Source organism: Streptomyces sp. NPDC007164, from assembly GCF_040634135.1.
GTDB lineage: Bacteria > Actinomycetota > Actinomycetes > Streptomycetales > Streptomycetaceae > Streptomyces > Streptomyces sanglieri.
On sequence record NZ_JBEYFB010000005.1, the window covers coordinates 169,431 to 190,533 of the forward strand.

Genomic DNA, 21,103 nt, shown 5'->3' on the forward strand with positions numbered 1-21,103 from the left:
TTGAGCACCGCAAGCGTCTCCTCGGACGGCCTGCTCGCCCTGACCAGCGCCCAGTCGGGCATCTGGAACGCGCAGCGCCTCGAACCCGACTCGCCGTACTACCTGGTCGGCGACGTGGTGGAGATATCAGGCAGCGAGCCGGTCGACGTGGACGCGCTGGCGGAGGCGGTCCGGGCGACCACCGAAGAGGCCGAGACCCTGCGGCTGCGGCTGTACGACACCCCGGACGGGCCGCGCCAGGCGGTGAGCGAGGAGCCGGTCGAACTGCCCGAGGTGGTCGACGTCAGCGGCTCGGCCGATCCCGCCGCCGCGGCCCAGGCACTGGTCGAGACCGAGCGCGAGCGGGCCGCCGAGGCCTGCCGGGGGATGGTCGACCGGGCCCTGTACGCACGCACTGTCATCAAGCTGTCCGACCACGAGGTCTGGTACACCCAGCTCGGCCACCATCTGGTCTTCGACGGCTACACCGCCTCGATGCTCGCCCGCCGCACCGCCGCCCGCTACACCGCACTGGTGTCCGGCACCGAACCGCCGCGGTCGGCCTTCGGCCGGTTCGCCGACCTCGTCGCCGCCGACCGGGCCTACCGGGACAGCGACCGGTGCGCCGAGGACCGCGCGTACTGGGTCGACCGGTTCACCCCGCTGCCCGACCTCGCCGACCCCGGCACCGCCGCCTCGTTGCCGGACCGCACGCTGACCGCCCGCGCCGTCGTCACCCCCGAGGAGACGGCCCGGCTGCGCGCCTTCGCCGACCGGATCGGCGTCACCTGGGGCGAGGCGCTGATCGCCGGCTACGCCGCCTTCCTGCACCGCATGCTGGGCCGCACCGACGTGGTGTTCGCACTGCCGCTGATGTGCCGGGCCGGCTCGACCGAACTGCGCACCCCCGCCATGGCGGTCAACGTGCTGCCGCTGCGGGTGACCGTGCGCGCCGGGGACGACCTCGTGGAGCTGAGCCGACGGGTCGCCACCGCCATGCGCGAGATGCGCGACCACCAGCGCTACCGGGGCGAGGACCTGCCCCGGGACCTCGCTGCGCCCGGCGCCGGCGCGCTGCTGCACGGGCGCGGGATCAACCTCAAGGCGTTCGACCTGGCGCTCGACTTCGCCGGGGCCGGCGGTGTGATGCGCAATGTCGCGGGCGGCCCGCCGGAGGACATGGGCCTCAGCGTCCTGCCGACCCGCGAGGGCGGACTGCTGCTCGGCTTCGAGGTCGACGCCCGGTCCAAGGACCAGGCCGCCGTCGATCACCTGCTCTCCGGGCTGCGGGCACTGCTGTCCGGGCTGACCGACGGCCTGCCCGTCGGACGGATCGCCCTGACCGACGACGTGGAGCGGCTGCTCGCCGACTGGCGCCCGCCCGCCCTGCCCGGCACCCCGGTCGACGTGCCGGCCGCCTTCGGCGCGATGGCCGCCGCCGGCCCCGGGCACACCGCCCTGGTCTGCGGCGACGACCGGCTCTCCGCCGCCGAACTGGCGGGCCGGGTGCACCGGTCGGCCCGCGCCCTGCGGGCGCGCGGGATCGGCGCCGACGACGTCGTGGCGCTGGCGCTGCCGCGCTCGGCCGACTCGGTGATCGCCCTGCTGGCCGTGCTTGACGCGGGCGCCGCGTTCCTGCCGCTGGACGCCGCGTACCCGCCCGAGCGGCTGCGCGAGCTGATCGACGACACCCGCCCCGCGCTCGTACTGACCGCCGGCGCGGTCGACGGACTGCCGTGGACCGCCCTGCTCGGCGAGTCCGCCGGGCTGTCCGGCGAACCCCTGACCACCGACGAACTGGCCGCGCCCCGGCACCCCGAGCACCTCGCCTACGTCATCCACACCTCCGGATCGACCGGCCGCCCCAAGGGCGTACTCGGCCGGGCCGGCGGCCTGGCAGCGCTGCTGCACCACCAGCGGTCCACGGTCGTCGCGGAGGCCGAGCGGGCCGCGGGCCGGCGGCTGCGCGCCGCGCACACCTACTCGTTCGCCTTCGACTCCGCCTTCGACCACCTGGTGTGGCTGCTGTGCGGACACGAACTGCACGTCTACGACACCGAGACCGCCCGCGACGCCGACGCCCTGCTCGCCGCGTACGCCCGGGACGGCATCGACATCGTGGACACCACACCGTCGATGGCCTCGCCACTGATCGACGGCGGCCTGCTGGAGCTGCGGCCCACCCTGCTGGTACTCGGCGGCGAAGCCACCCCGCCCGCGCTGTGGCGGCGGGTCGCCGGATCGGGGATCGCCGCGCGCAACATCTACGGCCCGACCGAGGCGACCGTGGACAGTACCACCGCACGGATCGAGGGCGACGAGCCGACGATCGGCCACCCCCTCGCCGGCACCCGGATCTATCTGCTGGACAGCGCGCTGCAGCCGGTGCCGCACGGCACGGCGGGCGAACTGTACCTGGCCGGCCCGCACTTGGCCCGTGGCTACCTCGGCAGGCCCGGGGCGACCGCGGAGCGCTTCGTCGCCGACCCGTTCGGCGCGCCGGGCGAGCGGATGTACCGCACCGGCGACCTGGCCCGCTGGGTGCCGGGCCGGGGCCTGGAGTACCGGGGCCGGGGCGACGGACAGGTCAAGATCCGCGGCCACCGGGTGGAGACCGGCGAGGTGGAGACGGCCCTCGCCGCCGTGCCCGGGGTCACCGCGGCGGCCGCCGCGGTGCGGTCGTCCCGGCTGGTCGGTTACGTCGTGTCCGCCTCGGTCACCGGGGACGAGGCACGCGCCCACCTGGCCGAGCGGCTGCCCGAACACATGGTGCCCGCGGCGGTCGTGGTGCTGGGCCGGCTGCCGGTCACACCCAACGGAAAGCTCGATCGCGCCGCACTGCCCGTGCCCGCGCTGCACAGCGGCGGCCGGGAGCCGAGCACCGAACGGGAGCGGCTGCTGTGCGCGGTCCTCGCGGAGGCGCTCGACGTCGAACGGGTCGGCGTGGACGACGACTTCTACGCGCTGGGCGGGGACAGCATCACCGCGATCACCGTCAGCAGCAGACTGCGGGCGGCGGGCCTCGGACTGCGGCCCCGGGACCTGCTGGCGCGCCGCAGCTTCGCCGCCCTGGCGGCCTCCGCCGAGCTGCTGGCACAGGCACCCGAGCCGGTGGACGACCCGACCGGGCCGGTGCCCGCCCCGCCGATCGTGCGCGAACTGCTCGACCCGCACCCCGACGTGGACGCCGTCGCCGGATACGCGCAGTGGACCGCCCTGCACGTCGACGGACTCGGCCACGACGAACTGGTCACCGGCGTACAGGCCGTGCTCGACCACCACGACGCGCTGCGGCTGCGGGCCGGCGATGGCCTGGACGTACTGCCCCGCGGACTGGTACGGGCCGTCGTCGACGAGGCGCACGGCGAGGACGTGACCGCCCTGGCCCGGCGACTGGCGGGCGAACTCGACCCGCGCTCCGGCGACCTGCTGCGCACGGCCCTGCTCCGTACCGGCGACGACACCCCGGACCGGCTGGTCGTCGTCGTGCACCACCTCGCCATGGACGGCGTGTCCTGGCGCATCCTGCTGCCCGACCTGCACACCGCCTGCACCGGCGGCACGCTCGAACCTGTCGGGACTTCCTGGCGGCGGCACGCCGTACTCCTCGCCGGCCAGGGGGAATCCGGCGCGCGGCGCGGCGAACTCGGCCACTGGCGGACCGCGCTCGGCTCCGCGGCCCGGCTGGGTGCCAGGCCGCTGGACCGGACACGCGACAAGGTGTCGACCGCCCACCGCTCGGTCACCGTGGCCTCGGCCGAGGCCACCGAGGCGCTGCTGACCACCCTGCCCACGGCGTACCGCGCCAGGGTCGACGAGGTGCTGCTGGCCGCGCTGGTGCTCGCCCTGCGCGGCTGGGGCCTGCGCGACGACGCGGTGACCGTGTCGATGGAGGGCCACGGCCGCGAACACCTCGATCTGGGCCGTACCGTCGGCTGGTTCACCAGCGAGTACCCGGTGCGTGTGCCCGCCTGTGACGACGTCGGCCGGACGCTGCGGGCCGCCAAGGAGGCCCGGCGCGCCGTCCCCGACGGCGGGGTCGGCTACGGCGTGCTGCGCCACCTCGACCCGGAGGCCGGACGCGAACTCGCCGCCACCCCGCCGCCGGACGTGCTGCTCAACTACCTGGGCCGGTTCACCCCGCTGCCCGGAACGGGATGGCGCCTGCCGGAGCAGGACGCCTTCTCGGTGATCGAACCCGGCGCCAAGGCCCTGGAACAGGTGCTGGCACTCAACTGCTTCGTCCACGAGGAGGGCGCGCCCCGGCTCGCCGTCGAGTGGACCGCCGCGACCGGGGTGCTCGGCGCCGAAACCGTGTCCGCCCTCCAGCAGTCCTGGGCCGCCGCGCTGGACGCGCTGGCCGCGCACGCGCTCCACACCGAGGGCGGGCTCACCCCGTCGGACCTCCCGCTGGCCGGACTCGACCAGGCCGCCATCGACACCCTGGAACGCGCCGGCCGCATCGCCGACGTACTGCCCGCCACACCCCTTCAGGTCGGGCTGTCCTTCCACACCCTGGTCCGCGACGACCACGACACCGACGTCTACGTCGTCCAGGCCGTGACCACCCTGGTCGGCGACCTGGAACCGGACCGGATGGCCGGGGCCGCACGCGAACTGCTGCGCCGCCACCCCGCCCTGCGGGTCTACCTGGCCACCGCCGGAGACACCGTGGTACAGGTCGTCCCCGCCGAAGTCGCCCTGGACTGGCGGGAGGACGACCGGTTCCCCGAAGCGGCCCGCGCCGACCTGGAGCGCCCGTTCGATCCGGCCCGGCCGCCGCTGATCCGCTTCCTGCTCTCCCGGGTCGGGCCCGCCGAGCACAAGCTGGTGATCACCAACCACCACGCCCTGCTTGACGGCTGGTCGATGCCGCTGGTCGGCCGCACCCTGCTCGCCGTCTACGCCGAACTGGGCGGCGGCCCCGTCGCCCCCACCACCCCGCCGCTGTCGGAGTACTTCCGGTGGCTGGCGGGCCGCGACCGGGAGGCATCGCTCACCGCGTGGCGGGACGCGCTGGCCGGCGTCGACGACGCGACCCGCCTGGCACCCGCGAGCACCGGCACCGCCGTCGAGCGGCCGGGCCGTGAGACCGTCGGCCTGGGCCGCGAGTTCAGCGACCGGCTGCGCGCCTTCGCCCGCGAACACGGCATCACCCTGACGACGGTGCTCCAGACCGCCTGGGGCCTGCTGCTGGGCAGGCTCACGGGCCGCCGCGACGTCGTGTTCGGCTGCCCGGTGTCCGGCCGGCCGGCCGAGGTCGATGGCGTGGAGTCGATGATCGGACAGCTCGGCACCACCGTCCCGGTGCGCGTACGGCACACCCAGGACGCGACCGCGCTGGACCTCCTGGCACAGGTGCACGCCGAGAGCGTCGTACTGGCCGAACACCACCACGTCGGCCTGCCCGAGATCCAGCGGGCGGTCGGCATCGGCGAACTCTTCGACACGATGCTGGTCATGGAGAACTTCCCGCTCTCCAGCCGGAAGCGCACCCCGCTCGCCCCCGGGCTCGACCTGGCCGGGGTGGACATCACCGATGCCACGCACTACGCGCTGACCGTCATCGTGATCCCGGACGAGGAGATCACCATCGGCCTCGGCCACCAGCCGAGCGCCTTCGCCGGGGCGACCGTGCGCGACTACGGCCGCTGGCTGCACAACCTGCTGCGGGAGATCGTCGACGACCCGGCCCGGCCCGCGGTCCGGCTGCCCGCCCTCGACCCTGACGAGCGGGCACGGATGCTTCGTACCGGCACCGCCGCCGTACCCGCCAGGAACCGCGGCCACTGGCTCGACGAGTTCGCCGCCCAGGTGGACCGCCGGCCCGACGCCGAGGCCCTGGCCTGCCGCGAACGCAGCCTGAGCTACACGGAGTTGGACCGTGAGGCCAATCGCCTCGCCCATGCGCTGATCGCGCGCGGGGTACGGCCCCAGGACCCGGTCGCGGTCCTGCTCGGCCGCGACATCGAGATGACCGTGGCCCTGTTCGGCGTCGCCAAGGCGGGCGCGGTGTACGTGCCGATGGACGCGAGCTACCCGCAGGAACGCCTCGCGTACATGTTCGACGACATCGCACCGGCCGCCGTCGTGTCGACCGGCGCCGAACTGCCCGTCGAGCGCGAGATCCCGGTCCTGCGCCTCGACGACCCGGCCACCCTCGCCGCCGTACCGGACACCGACCCGGCCGGGGCACGCGAACGGCTCACCGAGGACGCCCTCGCGTACGTCATCTACACCTCCGGAACCACCGGGCGCCCCAAGGGAGTCGGCGTCACCCACCGCGGCGTGCCCGACCTGATCGCACTCCAGGAGGAGGTCGTCGGAGTCACCGAGCACGACCGGTACCTGCACTTCGCGTCGACCGGCTTCGACGTCGCGTTCTGGCAGACCATGGTGCCGCTGCTCTCCGGCGGTACGTCCGTGATCGCGCCCGAGGAGGTGCGCGTACCCGGCGACGAACTGCTCGACTACATCGTCGAGCACCGGGTGACCGGGGTGAACCTGCTCCCGTCGTTCCTGGCCGCGATGCCCGACGACCGCACCGTCGACCCCGAGGTGTTCTTCGTCGTCGGCGCCGAACGGCTCGACCCCGAGCTGGCCCGGCGCTGGGGCGAGGGCCGCAGGGCGCTGTTCAACGCCTACGGGCCGACCGAGGTCACCATCAACTCCACGACCTGGCACTACGACCCGGACGACGAGGGACCGCTGCCGATCGGCCGCCCCGACCCCAACGTCCGCGCCTACGTCCTCGACGGCGGGCTCCAGCCGGCCGGCGTCGGCGTGACCGGCGAGCTGTACCTCGCCGGGCCGAGCCTGGCCCGCGGCTACCTCGGCCGCCCCGGCCTGACCGCCGCCGCGTTCGTGGCCGACCCGTTCGGCCCGCCGGGCGAGCGGATGTACCGCACGGGCGACCTGGTGCGGTGGCGGCCGGACGGGCAACTGGTCTTCCTCGGCCGCGCCGACCACCAGGTCAAGGTCCGCGGCTTCCGGGTCGAGCTGGGCGAGATCGAGTCCGCGCTGACCGGCCACCCGGAGGTGCGCGCCTGCGCCGTGATCATGCGGGAGGGCAGGCTCGTCGGCTACGTCATCCCGACCGACGGCGCCGACCTGGACACCGCACAGGTCCGCGCGTACCTCGCCGAGGAACTGCCCGACCACATGGTGCCGACGGCGCTCGTCCCCCTCGACCGGCTGCCGCTGAGCCCCAGCGGCAAGCTCGACTCCGCCGCACTGCCGGCCCCCGAGACCGCGGCCACCGCACGGCGCGAACCCGCCACCGAGGCGGAGGCCGTCCTGCTCGCCGTGTTCCGGGACGTCCTGGGCACCGACGACATCGGTCCCGACGACAACTTCTTCGACATCGGCGGCGACAGCATCGTCTCCCTGCAACTGGTCTCCCGGGTCCGGCGCCAGGGACTCGGACTGACCCCGAAGGATGTCTTCGAGGGGGAGACGGTCGCCGGAATCGCCGCCCGCGCCCGCACCCTGGACGGCGGTGAGGCACCCGCGGTGGGCGACGCGCCGCTGACGCCGGTCATGCGGGACCTGCTGCGCCGCTCCGGGGCCGCCGCCGACGGCTTCTGCCAGTGGGTGGAGATCTGCGTCCCGCCGGGCGGCGACGAGACGACCTGGCAGGCCGTGCTCGACGACGTCCTCGCCCGCCACGACGCGCTGCGGGCCCACCTGGCCGGCGACATGCTGCGCATCCCGCCGGCCGGCGCGGTGACCGGCGCAGAGGTACTGACCGCCGTCCGGGCGGACGGCGACCTGCGGGCCGCCGTGGACGCCGGGATCGCCCTTGCCCGCAAGGCGATGGACCCGCGCACCGGTCCACTGCTGCGCGCACTGTGGGTCGACGCGGGACCCGGCCGGCCGGGCCGGCTCGCCCTGATCGCCCACCACCTGGTCGTCGACGGCGTGTCCTGGCGCGTCCTGCTGGACGACCTGGAACACGCCCACTCCGGTGGCGAGCTGACCCGGCACGGGCAGTCGTTCCTCGGCTGGGCGCGCTCGCTGCACGACGCCGACCGGCGTGCCGAACTGCCGCACTGGCAGCGGATGCACGCCACCGAGGCCCTCACCGGCCCGCTGGACCCGTCCCGGGACACCGTGGCCACCGCCACGCACCACGAGCTCCGGCTCGACACCGACACGACCCGCGCCCTGATCACGACCCTGCCGGCCGCCTACCGCACCACCCCGGACGCCGTCCTGCTGACGGCGCTCGCCCAGGCGGTACGGGAATGGCGCGGGACACCGCAGGTGCTGGTCGCGCTGGAGAGCCACGGCCGCCCGCGCGAGGTCGACCTCTCCCAGACCGTCGGCTGGTTCACCGCCATCCACCCCGTACGGCTCGACGCGGACGACGACGTGAAGGCGGTCAAGGAGCGGCTGCGCGCCCAGGGCGACGGCCTCGGACACGGCATCCTCACCTCGGCCGGTCTGCTGGACCCCGTGGAACCGGAGATCGCCTGGAACTACCTCGGCCAGTACCCCGGCGCCCCGGAACAGGAGACACCGTGGCAGGCGCCCCCGGACGCCGACCCGCTCGGCTCCGACGGCTCCGACGCGATGCCCCTGCCGTACAGCCTGATGGTCAACGCCCTGGTGCGCGACGACGCCCTCGGGGTCCGGATCACCTGGCCGGCCGCGCTGTTCACGACCTCCGAGATCGAGGACCTGGCCGGGCACCTGAGGACCGCGCTGCTGCGGACCGCCGCGGCACCGGAGATCGAAGCGCTCGACCGGGACCGCCCGGTCGCCGGCGTCCAGCCGCTCACCCCACTGCAGGAGGTGATGCTGCGGCACTCGCGGACCGAGCGCCCCGACCCGTACACCGTGCAGTCGACGTTCTCCCTCGCGGGCCGGCTCGACGCCGACGCCCTGCGCGCGGCGGGCGACGACCTGCTGGCCCGTCACCCGAACCTGGGCGCCGTGTTCCCCGCCTCGCTGGCGGTGATCCCCACGAGGCCCCGGCCGGAGTTCCGCGTCACCGACGAGCCGGCCGACGCGGTCCTGGCGGCCGACCTCGCCGAGCCGTTCGACCTCGCCCGGGGCCCGCTCTTCCGCCTCACCGTGATCCGGCGCGGCCCCGAGGCCGCCGACCTCGTCATGACCAGCCATCACACGCTCTCCGACGGCTGGTCCGCCCCCCGCATCCTCGGCGAACTCTTCACCCTCTACACCGCGCGGCTGACCGGCGGGGCCCCGGCCCTGCCCGCCCCCGTACCGTTCGCCGACTACCTGACCTGGTGCGCCGAGCACGAGCCGGATCTCGACGCCTGGGCGACCGAACTGGACGGGCTGCCGGAGGGGGACTACCTGGGCGACGGCGAACCCGGTCCGGCCTGGCAGGAGCCCGAGGTCATCACGTTCGGCCCGGACCTGGTCGCGGACCTCACCCGGCTCGCCGCCCGGCGCGGGCTGACCCTCAACACCCTGGTGCAGGGCGCGTGGGCGGTGCTCCTCGCACGGCGGTCCGGCCACAACGACGTCTGCTTCGGCGCCATGGTCTCCTGCCGTCCGCCGGAGCTGGAGGGCGTCGAGGAGATCATCGGGCTGCTCGCCAACACCGTGCCGGTACGCGCCCGGCTCGACGGGACCCTCGCCGAGACGCTCACCGCCCTCCAGTCCGGGCAGCGAAGCCTGGTCGAACACCACCATGTCCCCCTCTCCGACCTGGAACGGCTCACGGGACGGCGCAGGCTCTTCGACAGCATGGTGGTGTTCGAGAACTACCCGGTCGACCCGGACCGCCTGCGTGAACCCGCCCCAGGGCTCACCGTCACCGGCACCCGGTTCCGGGAGTCCACCCACCACCCCGCGACCCTGACCGTCATGCCGGACGGCGAGGGCTGGACCGGCGTGCTCGCCCACCGGGCCGGCACGGACACCGACGGGCTCGCCGGGGAACTCCTCGACCTGCTCCGCGGCCTGGACGCACACCTCGACCGCGACGTACTGAACCTGCTGGAGGGCCGATGAGCGCCGACGCCGCGCCCCCGGTGGAGCGTGTGGACAGACAGCTGCTGCGGATCGCGTTCATCCTGGTGCTCGGCACCTTCATGGCCACGCTGGACGCCACGATCGTCAGCGTCGGCATCGACCGCCTCACCGAGGAGTTCGGCGCGTCCGTCGCCGAGATCCAGTGGGTCTCCACCGCCTATCTGCTGGCCGTGGTCGCGGCCGTGCCGGCCTCCGGCTGGCTGGCCGACCGCTTCGGCGGCCGGCGGGCCTGGGTCGCCGCCATCGGCGTGTTCCTCCTCGGCTCGGTGCTGTGCGCGTCGGCCTGGTCCGTCACCAGCCTGATCGTGTTCCGGGTGGTCCAGGGCCTCGGCGGCGGGCTGCTGCCCGCGACCGGGCAGGCGCTGCTGGCCCGTGTCGCGGGCCCCGGCCGCACCGGACGGGTCATCAGCATCGTCGCCGTCGTCCCGCTGCTGTCACCGGTGTTCGGCCCGCTGGCCGGCGGCTCCATCCTCGCGGTGGCGCCCTGGCCGTGGCTGTTCCTGGTCAACCTGCCGATCGGCGTGGCCGCGGTCCTGCTCGCCCGCCGCCATGTGCCGGTGGTGCCCCCGTCGACCCGGCGCACCGCGTTCGACCTGCGGGGGGCCCTGCTGCTCTCGCCGGGCCTGGCCGTGCTGGTCTACGGCCTGACCGAGGTCGCCCACGGGCGCACCGTCCCGGCCACGGTCGGCGTGGCCGCCGGGCTGGCGATGCTGATCGGCTTCACCGTGCACGGACTGCGCACCCGCGGCACCCCGCTGGTCGACCCCCGGCTGTTCGCCCGGCCCCCCTTCGGCGCCGCCGCCGTCGCCCTGCTGGTCCTCGGCGCTTCGGTGTTCGGCACGATGTTCCTGCTGCCGCTGTACTTCCAGACCGGCCGGGGCATGTCCGCCTGGGAGGCGGGACTGCTGCTCGCACCCCAGGGGCTGGGCGCGGCGGCGGGTTCGGTGCTGGTCAACCGCACCATCAGCAAGGTCGCGCCGAGAACCCTGGTGGTCACCGGCATCGTGCTGATCCTCGCCGGAACGGTGCCGTTCACCCAGCTCGGCCACGGACTCCCGGACGCCGTGATCGTCTCGGCCCTGGTGGTACGCGGCTTCGGGATGGCCATGGTCGGCGCGCCCGTGATGAACATCGTCTACAGCCGCATCGAGCCCGCGCAGCTCCCGCGTGCCTCCGGAGCGCTCAACCTGCTCAACACGGTGGGCGGTTCGATCGGCACCGCCGCCCTCGCCGTGGTCCTGCAGAACCGGCTGTCCGCCCGCGGCCCGGACATCTCCGCGGCGTTCGGTGACACCTTCTGGTGGGTGCTCGCCTTCTGTCTGGTCGCCGCCGCCGGGGCCACACGGCTGCCCCGGACCGAGGTCAGGAGGCCATGAGCCACGAGCGCCGCCGATTGCCTGCTCTCCGGGGGCCGCGGGAAGGTGGGGCGGACGGCGGCAGGACGGCCGCCGGGGCCTGTCCCGAGCGCTCCGGTACCGTCTCGGCATGACGTTCTACGTTCACGCGCAAGACAGGCCGGGGGTCGCTGACCAGCTGCTGGAGTTCGGCGAGGAGCACTGGTCCTACATGGACCGGTTCGACGGTCGGTTGATACTCCGCGGCCCCACCCTGTCCGACGATGGAGAAGAGCACACGGGCAGCGTGCACATCGTCGACCTCGCCGACCGCGCCGCCGCGGAGCGGTTCGCGACCGAGGAGCCGTACTGGAGGGCCGGCCTCTACCAGGGGTTCACGGCAGTCCGGGCGGAGGTGCTGCTGCGCCGCGAGCCGGCGGCGGATGCCCCGTACACGCTCGTCACCGCCCAGTGGCCCGCGCGTCCCCGCACCCCGGGCGATGCCGAGCAGTGGTCGCCGGACGCGGAGCCGGACGGCCGGCTGAGCTTCGTGGCCGTCCTGGTCGACGACGACCGGGAGAGCACGACGGGGGTGGTCGCGGCCGTGCGGGCGCTCCCGGACGAGGCGCGGAGCCTGGTCCAGTCGTTGGCAGACCGGTTCTCCGGCGGCCCCACCCCACTCACGGCCCGGCGCTGGCAGCGCGGTGGACGCAACTGAGGGTCCGTGGTGAAAGCGGATCCCGGTCCCCGCGTCCAACCCCCTGTCAGAGCCGCTCAGGTAGAAGGAGAGAGGTTTCATGACCATCCCCGCGGCCGTTGAGAGCCAGGTCGGTAAGGCCCGGCTCCACGGTGAGCCGACGCCCGATGCCGCCCGCCCCGTGCTCCTCGGCCGCACGGTCGCTCGCGCCGCACGCCCAACAGCGGCCCGCGTCACCCGCACCCGGCGGGAGGCCCGCCGGTGATGCGCGTCGCCGTGGTCGGCTCGGGTGTGCTGGGAGCGGCGGTGGCGGACGAACTCGTGCGCCGTGGCCTGTCCGTCGTGGTCCGCACGGCGGAGGAGTCGCGGCCGCCGGTGACGGATGTGGCGTTCGGCTGGCTCAACTCGCACGGGTCGGCGGCGGAGCCGCCGTCGGGTGCGCGCGATCGGGACGAGCTCGCGCGGTCGCTCGGCGCGCTGCGCGACGTGACGGCGACGCCGCCGTTGCGCGGCCTCATCACCTGGAACGGCGCCGTGAGCTGGGCATCGACCGCAGCCGCGACGGCTCGATTCGCCGAGCGATCGGGTCCCGGCGTCGCGACCGTCGAGGCGGAGGCTCTGCGGCAGATCCTTCCCGGCGTGCGGGTACCGCCACCGGTCGCCGCGTACGCGAGTGACGAGGGCATGGTCGAGCCGGACGCCCTGCGGCACGGCTTTCTCGCCCGCGCGCGGGCCGGCGGGGCCACCGTCGTCGCCGCCCGGGTGGATCGCGTCCGGGCCCGGCGGGCGGGCGGCTACGAGCTGCGGGGCGCCGGAGAGACACTTGTCGTAGATCGGATCGTGCTCGCCTGCGGGACGGGCCTGCCCGCCCTCGCCGAGCAGCTCGGCGAGGACATCGAGGTGCCCGGTGTCCCGGCCGCGCGCTTCACCTTCTCCGCACCGGAACTACGCCTGGACCGGGTGGTGTCCACACCGGATTTCGAGATCAGGCCGTCCGCCCGGCACGGCTTCGTCGGAGCTGAGGACATGGTCCCCGGCGAGACGGAGACGGCGACCCGGGCGCGGGTGCGTGAGTCCCTGAGCGCGGTGAGGGAGGCGTTCGGACTGCCGAGGGAACCGGTGCTGGGAGAGGTGACCGCAGGGGTCCGCCCGATACCGGCGGGCGACGGAGTGCTCTGCGCACCGCTGGCGAGTGCTCCGGGAGTCGTCGCGCTGGCTGCGCATCCCGGGGTGACGCTCGCGGCCCTGTTGGCGCTGCGCGCGGCCGGACAACTCGTACACCCCGAGTAGCGGCTCGTCACCCTGGTGAGTCGCCCGGTCACGAAGGGCGGTGTACTCCCGGACGAAGGGCGGTGTGCTCCCGGACCGGGGGTCCGAGGGCCACAAGAGTCCACCCGCCCACGCGTTCCGTCCATGGCAGGGCGTGCAGCTCCCACAACACACTCGGCAGTCCACAACAGCCGCCCGGGGGAGCCGCTTTGACCACCCGCAGAGAACTGCTCGCCGCCGCAGCCGCCGGTGCCGCCCTCCCCTGGGCGATGCCCGCCTCCCAGGCCATGGCCCGGCCGGGCTGGGAGGTGACACAACACCGTGGAATCCGGCCCGACGACGTGAACGGCCGAGATCCGCCGGCCAACCCCCGCCGCGGCTACCGCTACGAGATGTCGTACAACGCCATCGACCTGACCAGCCCCTGGGCCAACGAGCAGGACCAGCCCTCCGACGCCGCACAGCGGCTGACCGCCCTGGAGGCCGAGTACGGGCCGGGGGCCGATCTCACCCAGCTCTACTTCTATCTCTGGGACTTCGCCACCACCGAGCTTCCGCCGAGCGCCCTGGACAACATCGAGCGGGTCTTCGCCGGGCTGCGCGCCAAGGGCTACCAGGCGGTGCTGCGGTTGGCGTACGACGACGGCGTGCGCGCCGAGCAGCGCTACACCGTGCAGCACATCCAGCGCCACATCGCCCAGCTCGCCCCGGTGGTGGCGCGCAACAGTGATGTGGTTGCCGTGTGGCAGGCCGGATTCCTCGGAGCCTGGGGTGAGTGGGCCGGCAGCTATTACCGGCATGAGACGTACTCCGACGCCGTCACCGCGATCATGACATCCCTCGTGCAGGCCCTCCCACCGGGCATGCACACGCAGATGCGCTACGCGGCCAAACGGGACATGGTCACGAACCGCTCGATTCTCGACCGGATCGGCTTCCACAACGACTACATCACCCTCGGCGGCGGACTGTGGGACTACTACGTCCCGTCCGACGCCGGCTGGCCCGCCTACCTCGATGTGTCACCCACCCGGGCCATGGACGGCGAGATGCCCTGGGACAAGGGGCAGAGCACCGACCCGTACGCGTGGAGCGCTGTGATCCCCGGTCCGGACACCGCCCGGCGGCTGCAGACACTGCGCTGGGACACCTTGTCGATCGCGCACAACGCCACCGTCACCGTGCCCGCGTGGAAGCAGGATCTCCTCACCGAGCAACAGGTCCGGGACGCCCTGCTACCCGTCTCCGACGGCTACTTCCGCAACGCCGCGGGCGCCTCGGCCGAGCGGACCGTTTTCGAGTACATCCGCGACCACCTCGGCTACCGCATCGAGACACGCGCGGCGCGCCATGCCGCCTTCCGAGGGGAGATTCCGGTCGAGGTCGACGTGGTAAACCGCGGCTTCGCGGCGCCCAAGGAGCCCCGCCCGGTGCGGCTGCTCCTGCTGGACGGCGCGGCACGGCCGGTCTCGTCGGTGCCGGTCGCCGTGGACTGGCGGAACTGGCTGCCGCAGGGGCGGGCGGAGACCGCCGACGACCACCGCGCGCCCGGAACCACGACGATCAGCGGTTCGCTGCCCGTACCGTCCGGCACACGCGGCCGGCACCACATCGCCGTCGCGCTGCCCGACCCGGCCCATCCAGGACGTGGCCGCGCGGTGCGGTTCGCCAACGCGACCACGGGGTGGCTGGGCAACGCGAACGTCGTGGCGACGGTGGACCTCGACGGATGCTGATCCCGGTGCGCGGCCGGCCGGGCACGACCCCACCGGACCCGCCGCCGCGGAACAACGGGCCCACCCGCTCCTGCGACGGTTCGGCCGGTGGCGGTGATGGGCGGTGATGGGCGGTGACGCGGCGCCCGGCGACGCGCCGTGCACGGGCCGCTCAGGCCGTGGGATCGATGGTGACCTTGACGTGTTTCATGATCGGCTGGTCGCTCTGGGTGCTGTAGTCGCCGAGCGCGCACAGCACGTTCATCTCCGGCATGTACCCGGCCGCGCAGCCCCGGGGGATGTCGTAGGGGACGGCGAGGTAGCCGGTGACGGATCGCCGGCTGCCGTCCCTGGCGGTGCTGGTGATGTCGACCGGACCGAGGTCGGCGATGCCGCGTTCACGCATGTCGGCCCGGTTCATGAAGACGAGCGTGCGCAGGTTCTTGATGCCGCGATAGCGGTCGTTGCCGGAGTAGATGGTGGTGTTCCACTGGTCGTGGGACCGCATGGTGCCCAGTGCCAGCATGCCGGGGGCGGGCACGACGTCGGGCAGGGCGGCGGCGGAGAACTCGGCGCGTCCGGACGGGGTCATGAAGACCAGTTCGCGGGCGGGCTGCTTGATCCGGAAGCCGAGCGGCAGGCGCACCCGGCGGTTGAAGTCCTCGAAGCCGTCGAGGACCCGGGCCATGGTGTCGCGGATCCGGTCGTAGTCCTCGATGTACCAGTGCCAGGGCGTGTTGCTGTCGGGCAGCGCCGCGTGGGCCAGGCCGGCGACGATGGCCGGCTCGGACAGCAGGTGCGGGGAGGCGGGGCGCTTCATGCCGACGGACAGGTGGACCATGCTCATCGAGTCCTCGACGGACGTGCTCTGGACGCCCTTGCGCTGATGGTCCTTCTCGGTGCGGCCCAGGCACGGCAGGATCAGGGCCCGGCGGCCGTGGACGAGGTGGCTGCGGTTGAGCTTGGTGCTCACCTGGACGGTGAGTTCGCAGCTGCGCAGCGCCGCGTGGGTGGCCGGGGTGTCGGGCGCCGCGAGCGCGAAGTTGCCGCCCATGGCGACGAACACCTTCACATCGCCGCGCTGCATCGCCTTGATCGTGTCGACGGTGTCCATACCGTGCTCGCGGGGCGGCCGGATCCCGCAGACCTCGGCGAGACGGTCCAGGAACTCGTCGGAGGGGCGGTGGTCGATGCCGCAGGTGCGGTTGCCCTGTACGTTGCTGTGCCCGCGCACGGGGGAGGGGCCCGCGCCCTCGCGTCCCAGATTGCCGCGGAGCAGAAGCAGGTTGACGATCTCCCGGACGGTGTCGACGCCGTGTTCGTGCTGGGTGAGCCCCAGGCACCAGCTGACGATGGACCGGTCGGCCTCGCCGTACACCCGGGCCGCCTTGAGGATGTCGGCGCGGCTCAGCCCGGACTGGGTCTCGATCTCCGCCCACGGCGTGGCCTCGCACAGCGCCCGGTACTCCTCGAAGCCCGCGGTGTGCCGCTCGATGAACTCCCGGTCCAGCGCCTTGGGGTCGGACTCGGCCTGCTCCAGGATCGACTTGGCCATGCCGCGCAGCAGAGCCATGTCGCCGCCGATGCGCGGTTGCAGATTGAGGGTGCTGGTCCGGGTCGTCCTGAAGAGCGCCATGTCCGTGAAGTCGTGGGGGACGATGGTGCGGGTGGCCGCCGCCTCGACGAGCGGATTGATGTGCACGATCCGGGCGCCCCGGTGGTACGCCTCGGCGAGGGCGGTGAGCATCCTGGGCGCGTTGGAGGCGGCGTTGACCCCCATGATGAACAGCGCGTCGGCACTCTCCCAGTCCTTGAGATCGACGGTGCCCTTTCCGGTGCCCAGCGACGCCTGGAGGGCACGGCCGCTGGCCTCGTGGCACATGTTGGAGCAGTCCGGCAGGTTGTTGGTGCCCAGCTCCCGGGCCATCAACTGGTAGAGGAACGTGGCCTCGTTGCCGAGCCGGCCGGAGGTGTAGAACGAGGCCTGGTCCGGGTCGTCCAGCCCGCGCAGGGTGCTGCCGACCAGCTCGAACGCGTCCTTCCAGCTGATCGGGACGTAGTGGTCCGACTCGGCGTCGTAGACCATCGGCTCGGTCAGCCGGCCCTGGTTCTCCAGGTCGTAGTCGCTCCACCCGGACAGCTCGGTCACCGAGTGGCGGGCGAAGAACTCCCGCCCGACCCGCTTGCGGGTCATCTCCCAGGTGACGTGCTTGATCCCGTTCTCGCAGATGTCCAGATGCAGGCCCTTGGTGTCGTCCGGCCACGCGCACCCGGGACAGTCGAACCCGGTGTTCTCGTGGTTCATCCGCATGATGGCCCGCGGACCGTCGACCAGCGCACCCTCGCGCACCAGGAAACCGGTCACGCTTTTCGCCGCACCCCAGCCCGCGGCGGGGTGGTGGTAGGGGCGGAACTCCGGATCGCCCTCGGGGGCGGGCCCGACCGCGGGTTCCAGGGGCTGTCGCTCGTCTTGGTCGGCGCTCAAGGCCTTCAACCCTTCCACCGTTCGGGCACGGGTGAGAAACGATCCTTGCCGGGCAGGCTATGCAGCCCGACAGGCACCCGCCACTCGGGGCGTGTCCACGGAGGGCCGCCGGGCTGCACCGCGGTGCCCGCGCGGATAGCGTGGGACGCACCCCGCCCGCCCCGTTCACCGAGGGCGGCATCCCGGCCGGGCACGGTGATCCACCGGGCCATCGAGGTGGTCACCCTTGACGTCCATGAACCGTCCGCCGGCGCTCTCCGCAGTTCCCCGGCTCATCGCCTCGGTGATCGTCGGTGCGGTGATCGGTGCGGTCACCGGCGTACTGGCCAACGGGCCGCTGGGCATCCTCGCCGGGATCGCGGCGGCGGAGACGATCTTCGTCGTGGCGGGCTGGATCGCGCTGTGGCCCATGGACGCGGACACCACCCACCGCAACGTCCGGCGCGAGGAGTTCCGCCCCGTCCTCGAAGAGCTGGTCGTCGTGGCGGCAGCCGTGTGCGGACTGCTCGGCATCGTGGTGATGCTGCTGGTCGGCCACTCGGACCTGGGCCACGCCGCGGCCGCGACGGCACTGTGCGGCGTGTTCATGGCCTGGGCGTCGCTCCACCTCATGTACGCCACCCGCTACGCGTACCTCTACTACCTCCCCTCCGAGGGCGGGATCGACTTCAATTCGCGGGACCGGCCGAAGTACGTCGACTTCCTCTACTTCAGTTACAACCTCGGGATGACCTACCAGGTCTCCGACACCGACGTCTCCAGTTCCACGATCCGCGCGATCGCCCTCCGGCACTGTCTGCTGTCCTACGTGTTCGGCGCCAGCATCCTGGCCACCACGATCAACCTCGTCACCGGAATCGTCACCGGCTGACCCCTCAGGGCTTCGCGGGGGCGAAGGACAGCATGCGGGCCTCGTGCTCGCTGTCGGAGCCGTTCACGCCCGACGGGGTGATGACGATCCGGCCGTTCACGTACGCCAGGTTCCCGGCGAACATCCTGGACTCCGTGGACCGGGCCGGTGCGGGGTGGCGCATCACCGTCCTCTCCGTGTCCGCGCCGCCGGGGCCGATACGGAGGACGCCGCCCGGCCGGGTCGTCGAGGCCGCCTCGTAGACGAACGCGGAAGTGCCGTCCGCCGCGCGCAGGGGATAGAGGCTGCTGTCCGCGGACTTCACACCCCAGACGAGTCTCCCCGTGCCGAGGTCGTAGCCGCCGGCCCGGTCGGTGCCGCCCAGGAAGACGGTGTTCCTGCCGACGGCGGTCCCGGCGCAGGACTGGAGGTGGGTGTCCGAACTGTCCTTGTCGGCGCAGAACTTGAACCCCTTCGGCCTGGCGTCGATGGTCGTACGGATTTTTCCTCCGGCCCCCAGGGAGACGACCCGCCAGTTGTCGGTGCGCTCCTCGTTGTGGACGGTGGTGAGGACGACCGGGTCGGCGGAGAGCACCTTGCCGACCTTCCAGCCCGTCCGGGTCCGGTACCGCCAGCGAACCTTGCCGGTGCGCGGATCGATCTCCCGGAGCTGGCTGTAGCTCCGGGCGCCGTCGACGCTGATCGCGCAGTCGGAGCTCACCAGGAGACGGCTGCCGCCCGCCACCCGGTCGGGGTAGCACTTCGCGGAGGTCTCCATGGGAATGTCGTAGAGCTTGCTCCCGTCCTCGACCCGGTACGCGGCTGCCCGCATGCTCTGGACGATCGCGAGAGTGCCGCCGCTGATGGCGGTGTGCACGATGATCGTGTCGTCCATGGACCCGGTCTCGGTGAGCACCTTGTGCCAGCCGGCCCTTCCGGTCCGCAGATCGATCATCCGGAGCTGGTTGCACCGGTTGCCGCTCCGGGCGTTGCTGCTCTTGTAGACCACGACGACCTTGCCGTCGGGGGTCGGGTCGGCCGGGGTCTCGCAGACCGGTGCGGGCAAGGACACGCTCCACGCCTCGGCCCCGTCGGACAGCCGGTAGGCGGTGACCTTCTTGTGCATGGCCTGGACGACGGTGTCGCCGACGATCCACAGGTCGTAGAGCTTGATGTTGCGTCCGGGCAGATCGGTCCGGTCGTCGACGATCCACCCGGTCGCGTCCTCCGGCTTGCGTCCCGCGTTGATCTCCTCCGTCGTCGGTATCCGCTTCCACTTGGGCGTGGGGGTCGCGGAGGGGTGGGGAGCGGTCCGCGTCGCGGACGGACCGGGGGACTTCTCCGCCACGGGGGCGGCGGTGCTGTCCTGCCGGCCGCCGCCTACGACGTACACCACGGTGCCCGTCACCAGGAGCAGCAGCACGACGACCGTCGCGATCACCGGCCCCCTGCCGAAGCGCCCGCGAGGCGGTGGCCCCGGCGGGTTGGGTCCCCCCGAGGCGTACGGGTTGTCCGGAACCGGCTGTTGCGGTGGGCGTGGCCGGTACCAGGGCTGGGGCTGGTGTGACATCGGGCTTCCTTTCCTGACGCGCTCCCGCGCGCTCTCCGCGTTTCCCCCCGCAGCGAACGTCGCGACCGGTTCACGCGGTCGGCCATCGCGATTGGCCATCGCGGTCGGCCATCGCGGTCGGTCGTCGCGGTCGACGGAGCCCTCGGGTGTGGACGACCGGCGGGCTTCCCGGTGATCCACAGTCATTCAGCCATAGTTACCGCGCCGTAGTCGTATGACCGGGGGATCCGGGACGAGTTCACCTGGTGGCCGCCCACGCGTCCCTTCCGGCGCGTGACACGAACGCGTGGCCACGAGGGCGGACCGGCCCCTGTGCTCTACAAGGATCGGGAGGCGGTCATGGACCGGGAAAGCAGTGGCATGACACACGTGCACCGCCACAATGCCCCGCGGCACCCGGGGCAGTTGGCCGGTACGCCCGTCCTCACCGCGGCCCGCACCGCGCCGGGCACCCGGACCGACAGTCCGACCGGCCGGGCCGGCCTCGGCAACCCGGGCCGCCCGGAAGCCCCGCACATCCCGCAAGGAGACGCGCGGAACCCAAGGGCCTCGGCGGTCAGGCGGTGGGCATGACGGTCCGGAGCAGGATCACACTGCCGCACGCCATGACCCGGGCGTGCCGGGCACCGACCCGGCGATCACCGAACCGGACCGGCCGCCAGGGCCTGTCCGTCGGGTCGAGTGGTTATGCCGTACGCCGCTCCCGACGAACTGGCCTAGGCGCTCTCATCGCCCACCGACAGCACGACAGCGGTGGTACGTCCCCCGGGCGCGTGATAGGTGACGGTCTCGCCGGCGCGACGGCCGAGCAGCGCGCTGCCGAGCGGGCTGTCGGCGGTGACCAGCGTCCGGTCCAGTGCCTCGGGGAACTCGCTGATCCGGATGGTCGTCTCCGTGGCGTCCGCGAACCGCACCTTCACCGTGCTGCCCACGCCGACCCTGTCGGTCGAGGGCGGCCCCGCGACGTCCGCCTCGCGGAGCCGGCCGTCGATCTCGGCGATACGGGTGTCCAAATGGTCGAGATCCGTGCCGCGCTGCAACTCGTCGGCCTCGTCGGCCCGGTCGCCCACCTGCTCCCCGCCGCGCAGCGTGGCGGCGACGGTGGCGCGCTCGGTGCGCAGGTCGGCGAGCTCCTGTTCCAGGGCCCTGCGGGCGGCAGCGCTCATGGGTTCGGGTCCACCGTTCATTCCATGCTC

The 21,103-nt window shown here is 73.1% G+C and carries 10 protein-coding genes; 7 read left to right on the forward strand and 3 right to left on the reverse strand.

From position 1 onward, the window contains the following. The 6 genes from ABZ622_RS10995 (at position 1) to ABZ622_RS11020 (ending at position 15,023) form a co-directional block, all read left to right on the forward strand. Positions 1–9,966, forward strand: coding sequence for an amino acid adenylation domain-containing protein (locus ABZ622_RS10995; RefSeq protein WP_360542056.1), 9,966 nt, complete (start codon positions 1–3; stop codon positions 9,964–9,966). After that, positions 9,963–11,363: an MDR family MFS transporter gene (locus tag ABZ622_RS11000; protein WP_360542057.1), complete on the forward strand. Its 1,401-nt coding sequence runs from the start codon at positions 9,963–9,965 to the stop codon at positions 11,361–11,363. Before ABZ622_RS10995 ends, ABZ622_RS11000 begins: the two co-directional genes overlap by 4 nt. 109 nt (positions 11,364–11,472) lie before the next feature. After that, entirely contained in the window at positions 11,473–12,039 is a 567-nt protein-coding gene (locus ABZ622_RS11005; protein ID WP_360542058.1) for a YciI family protein, read from the forward strand. A 79-nt stretch (positions 12,040–12,118) separates the two neighbouring features. Continuing rightward, positions 12,119–12,283 carry a hypothetical protein gene (locus tag ABZ622_RS11010; RefSeq protein WP_360542059.1) on the forward strand — a complete coding sequence of 55 codons (165 nt, stop codon included), beginning with the start codon at positions 12,119–12,121 and terminating at the stop codon, positions 12,281–12,283. Beyond that, positions 12,283–13,308, forward strand: coding sequence for an FAD-dependent oxidoreductase (locus ABZ622_RS11015; protein WP_360542143.1), 1,026 nt, complete (start codon positions 12,283–12,285; stop codon positions 13,306–13,308). Before ABZ622_RS11010 ends, ABZ622_RS11015 begins: the two co-directional genes overlap by 1 nt. A gap of 188 nt (positions 13,309–13,496) precedes the next feature. Then, complete coding sequence (locus ABZ622_RS11020) at positions 13,497–15,023, forward strand: DUF4874 domain-containing protein (protein ID WP_360542060.1); 1,527 nt, start codon at positions 13,497–13,499, stop codon at positions 15,021–15,023. Positions 15,024–15,174: 151 nt separating this feature from the next. On the opposite strand, the gene ABZ622_RS11025 is transcribed toward ABZ622_RS11020, so the two are convergent. After that, on the reverse strand, positions 15,175–17,505 hold the full coding sequence (locus ABZ622_RS11025) for an FdhF/YdeP family oxidoreductase (protein WP_360542061.1): 2,331 nt from the start codon (positions 17,503–17,505) through the stop codon (positions 15,175–15,177). 217 nt (positions 17,506–17,722) lie between these two features. Here ABZ622_RS11025 and ABZ622_RS11030 point away from each other — a divergent pair, with 217 nt between their 5' ends. Beyond that, the gene (locus ABZ622_RS11030) at positions 17,723–18,358 is read left to right on the forward strand and encodes a DUF1345 domain-containing protein (protein ID WP_360542062.1); all 636 of its coding nucleotides are present in this window, start codon (positions 17,723–17,725) and stop codon (positions 18,356–18,358) included. A gap of 4 nt (positions 18,359–18,362) precedes the next feature. On the opposite strand, the gene ABZ622_RS11035 is transcribed toward ABZ622_RS11030, so the two are convergent. Beyond that, positions 18,363–19,778, reverse strand: a complete 1,416-nt coding sequence (locus ABZ622_RS11035) for a PQQ-binding-like beta-propeller repeat protein (protein WP_360542063.1) — start codon at positions 19,776–19,778, stop codon at positions 18,363–18,365. Between the two features lie 845 nt (positions 19,779–20,623). Then, positions 20,624–21,094 carry a GreA/GreB family elongation factor gene (locus tag ABZ622_RS11040; protein WP_360542064.1) on the reverse strand — a complete coding sequence of 157 codons (471 nt, stop codon included), beginning with the start codon at positions 21,092–21,094 and terminating at the stop codon, positions 20,624–20,626. Positions 21,095–21,103: the final 9 nt, after the last annotated feature.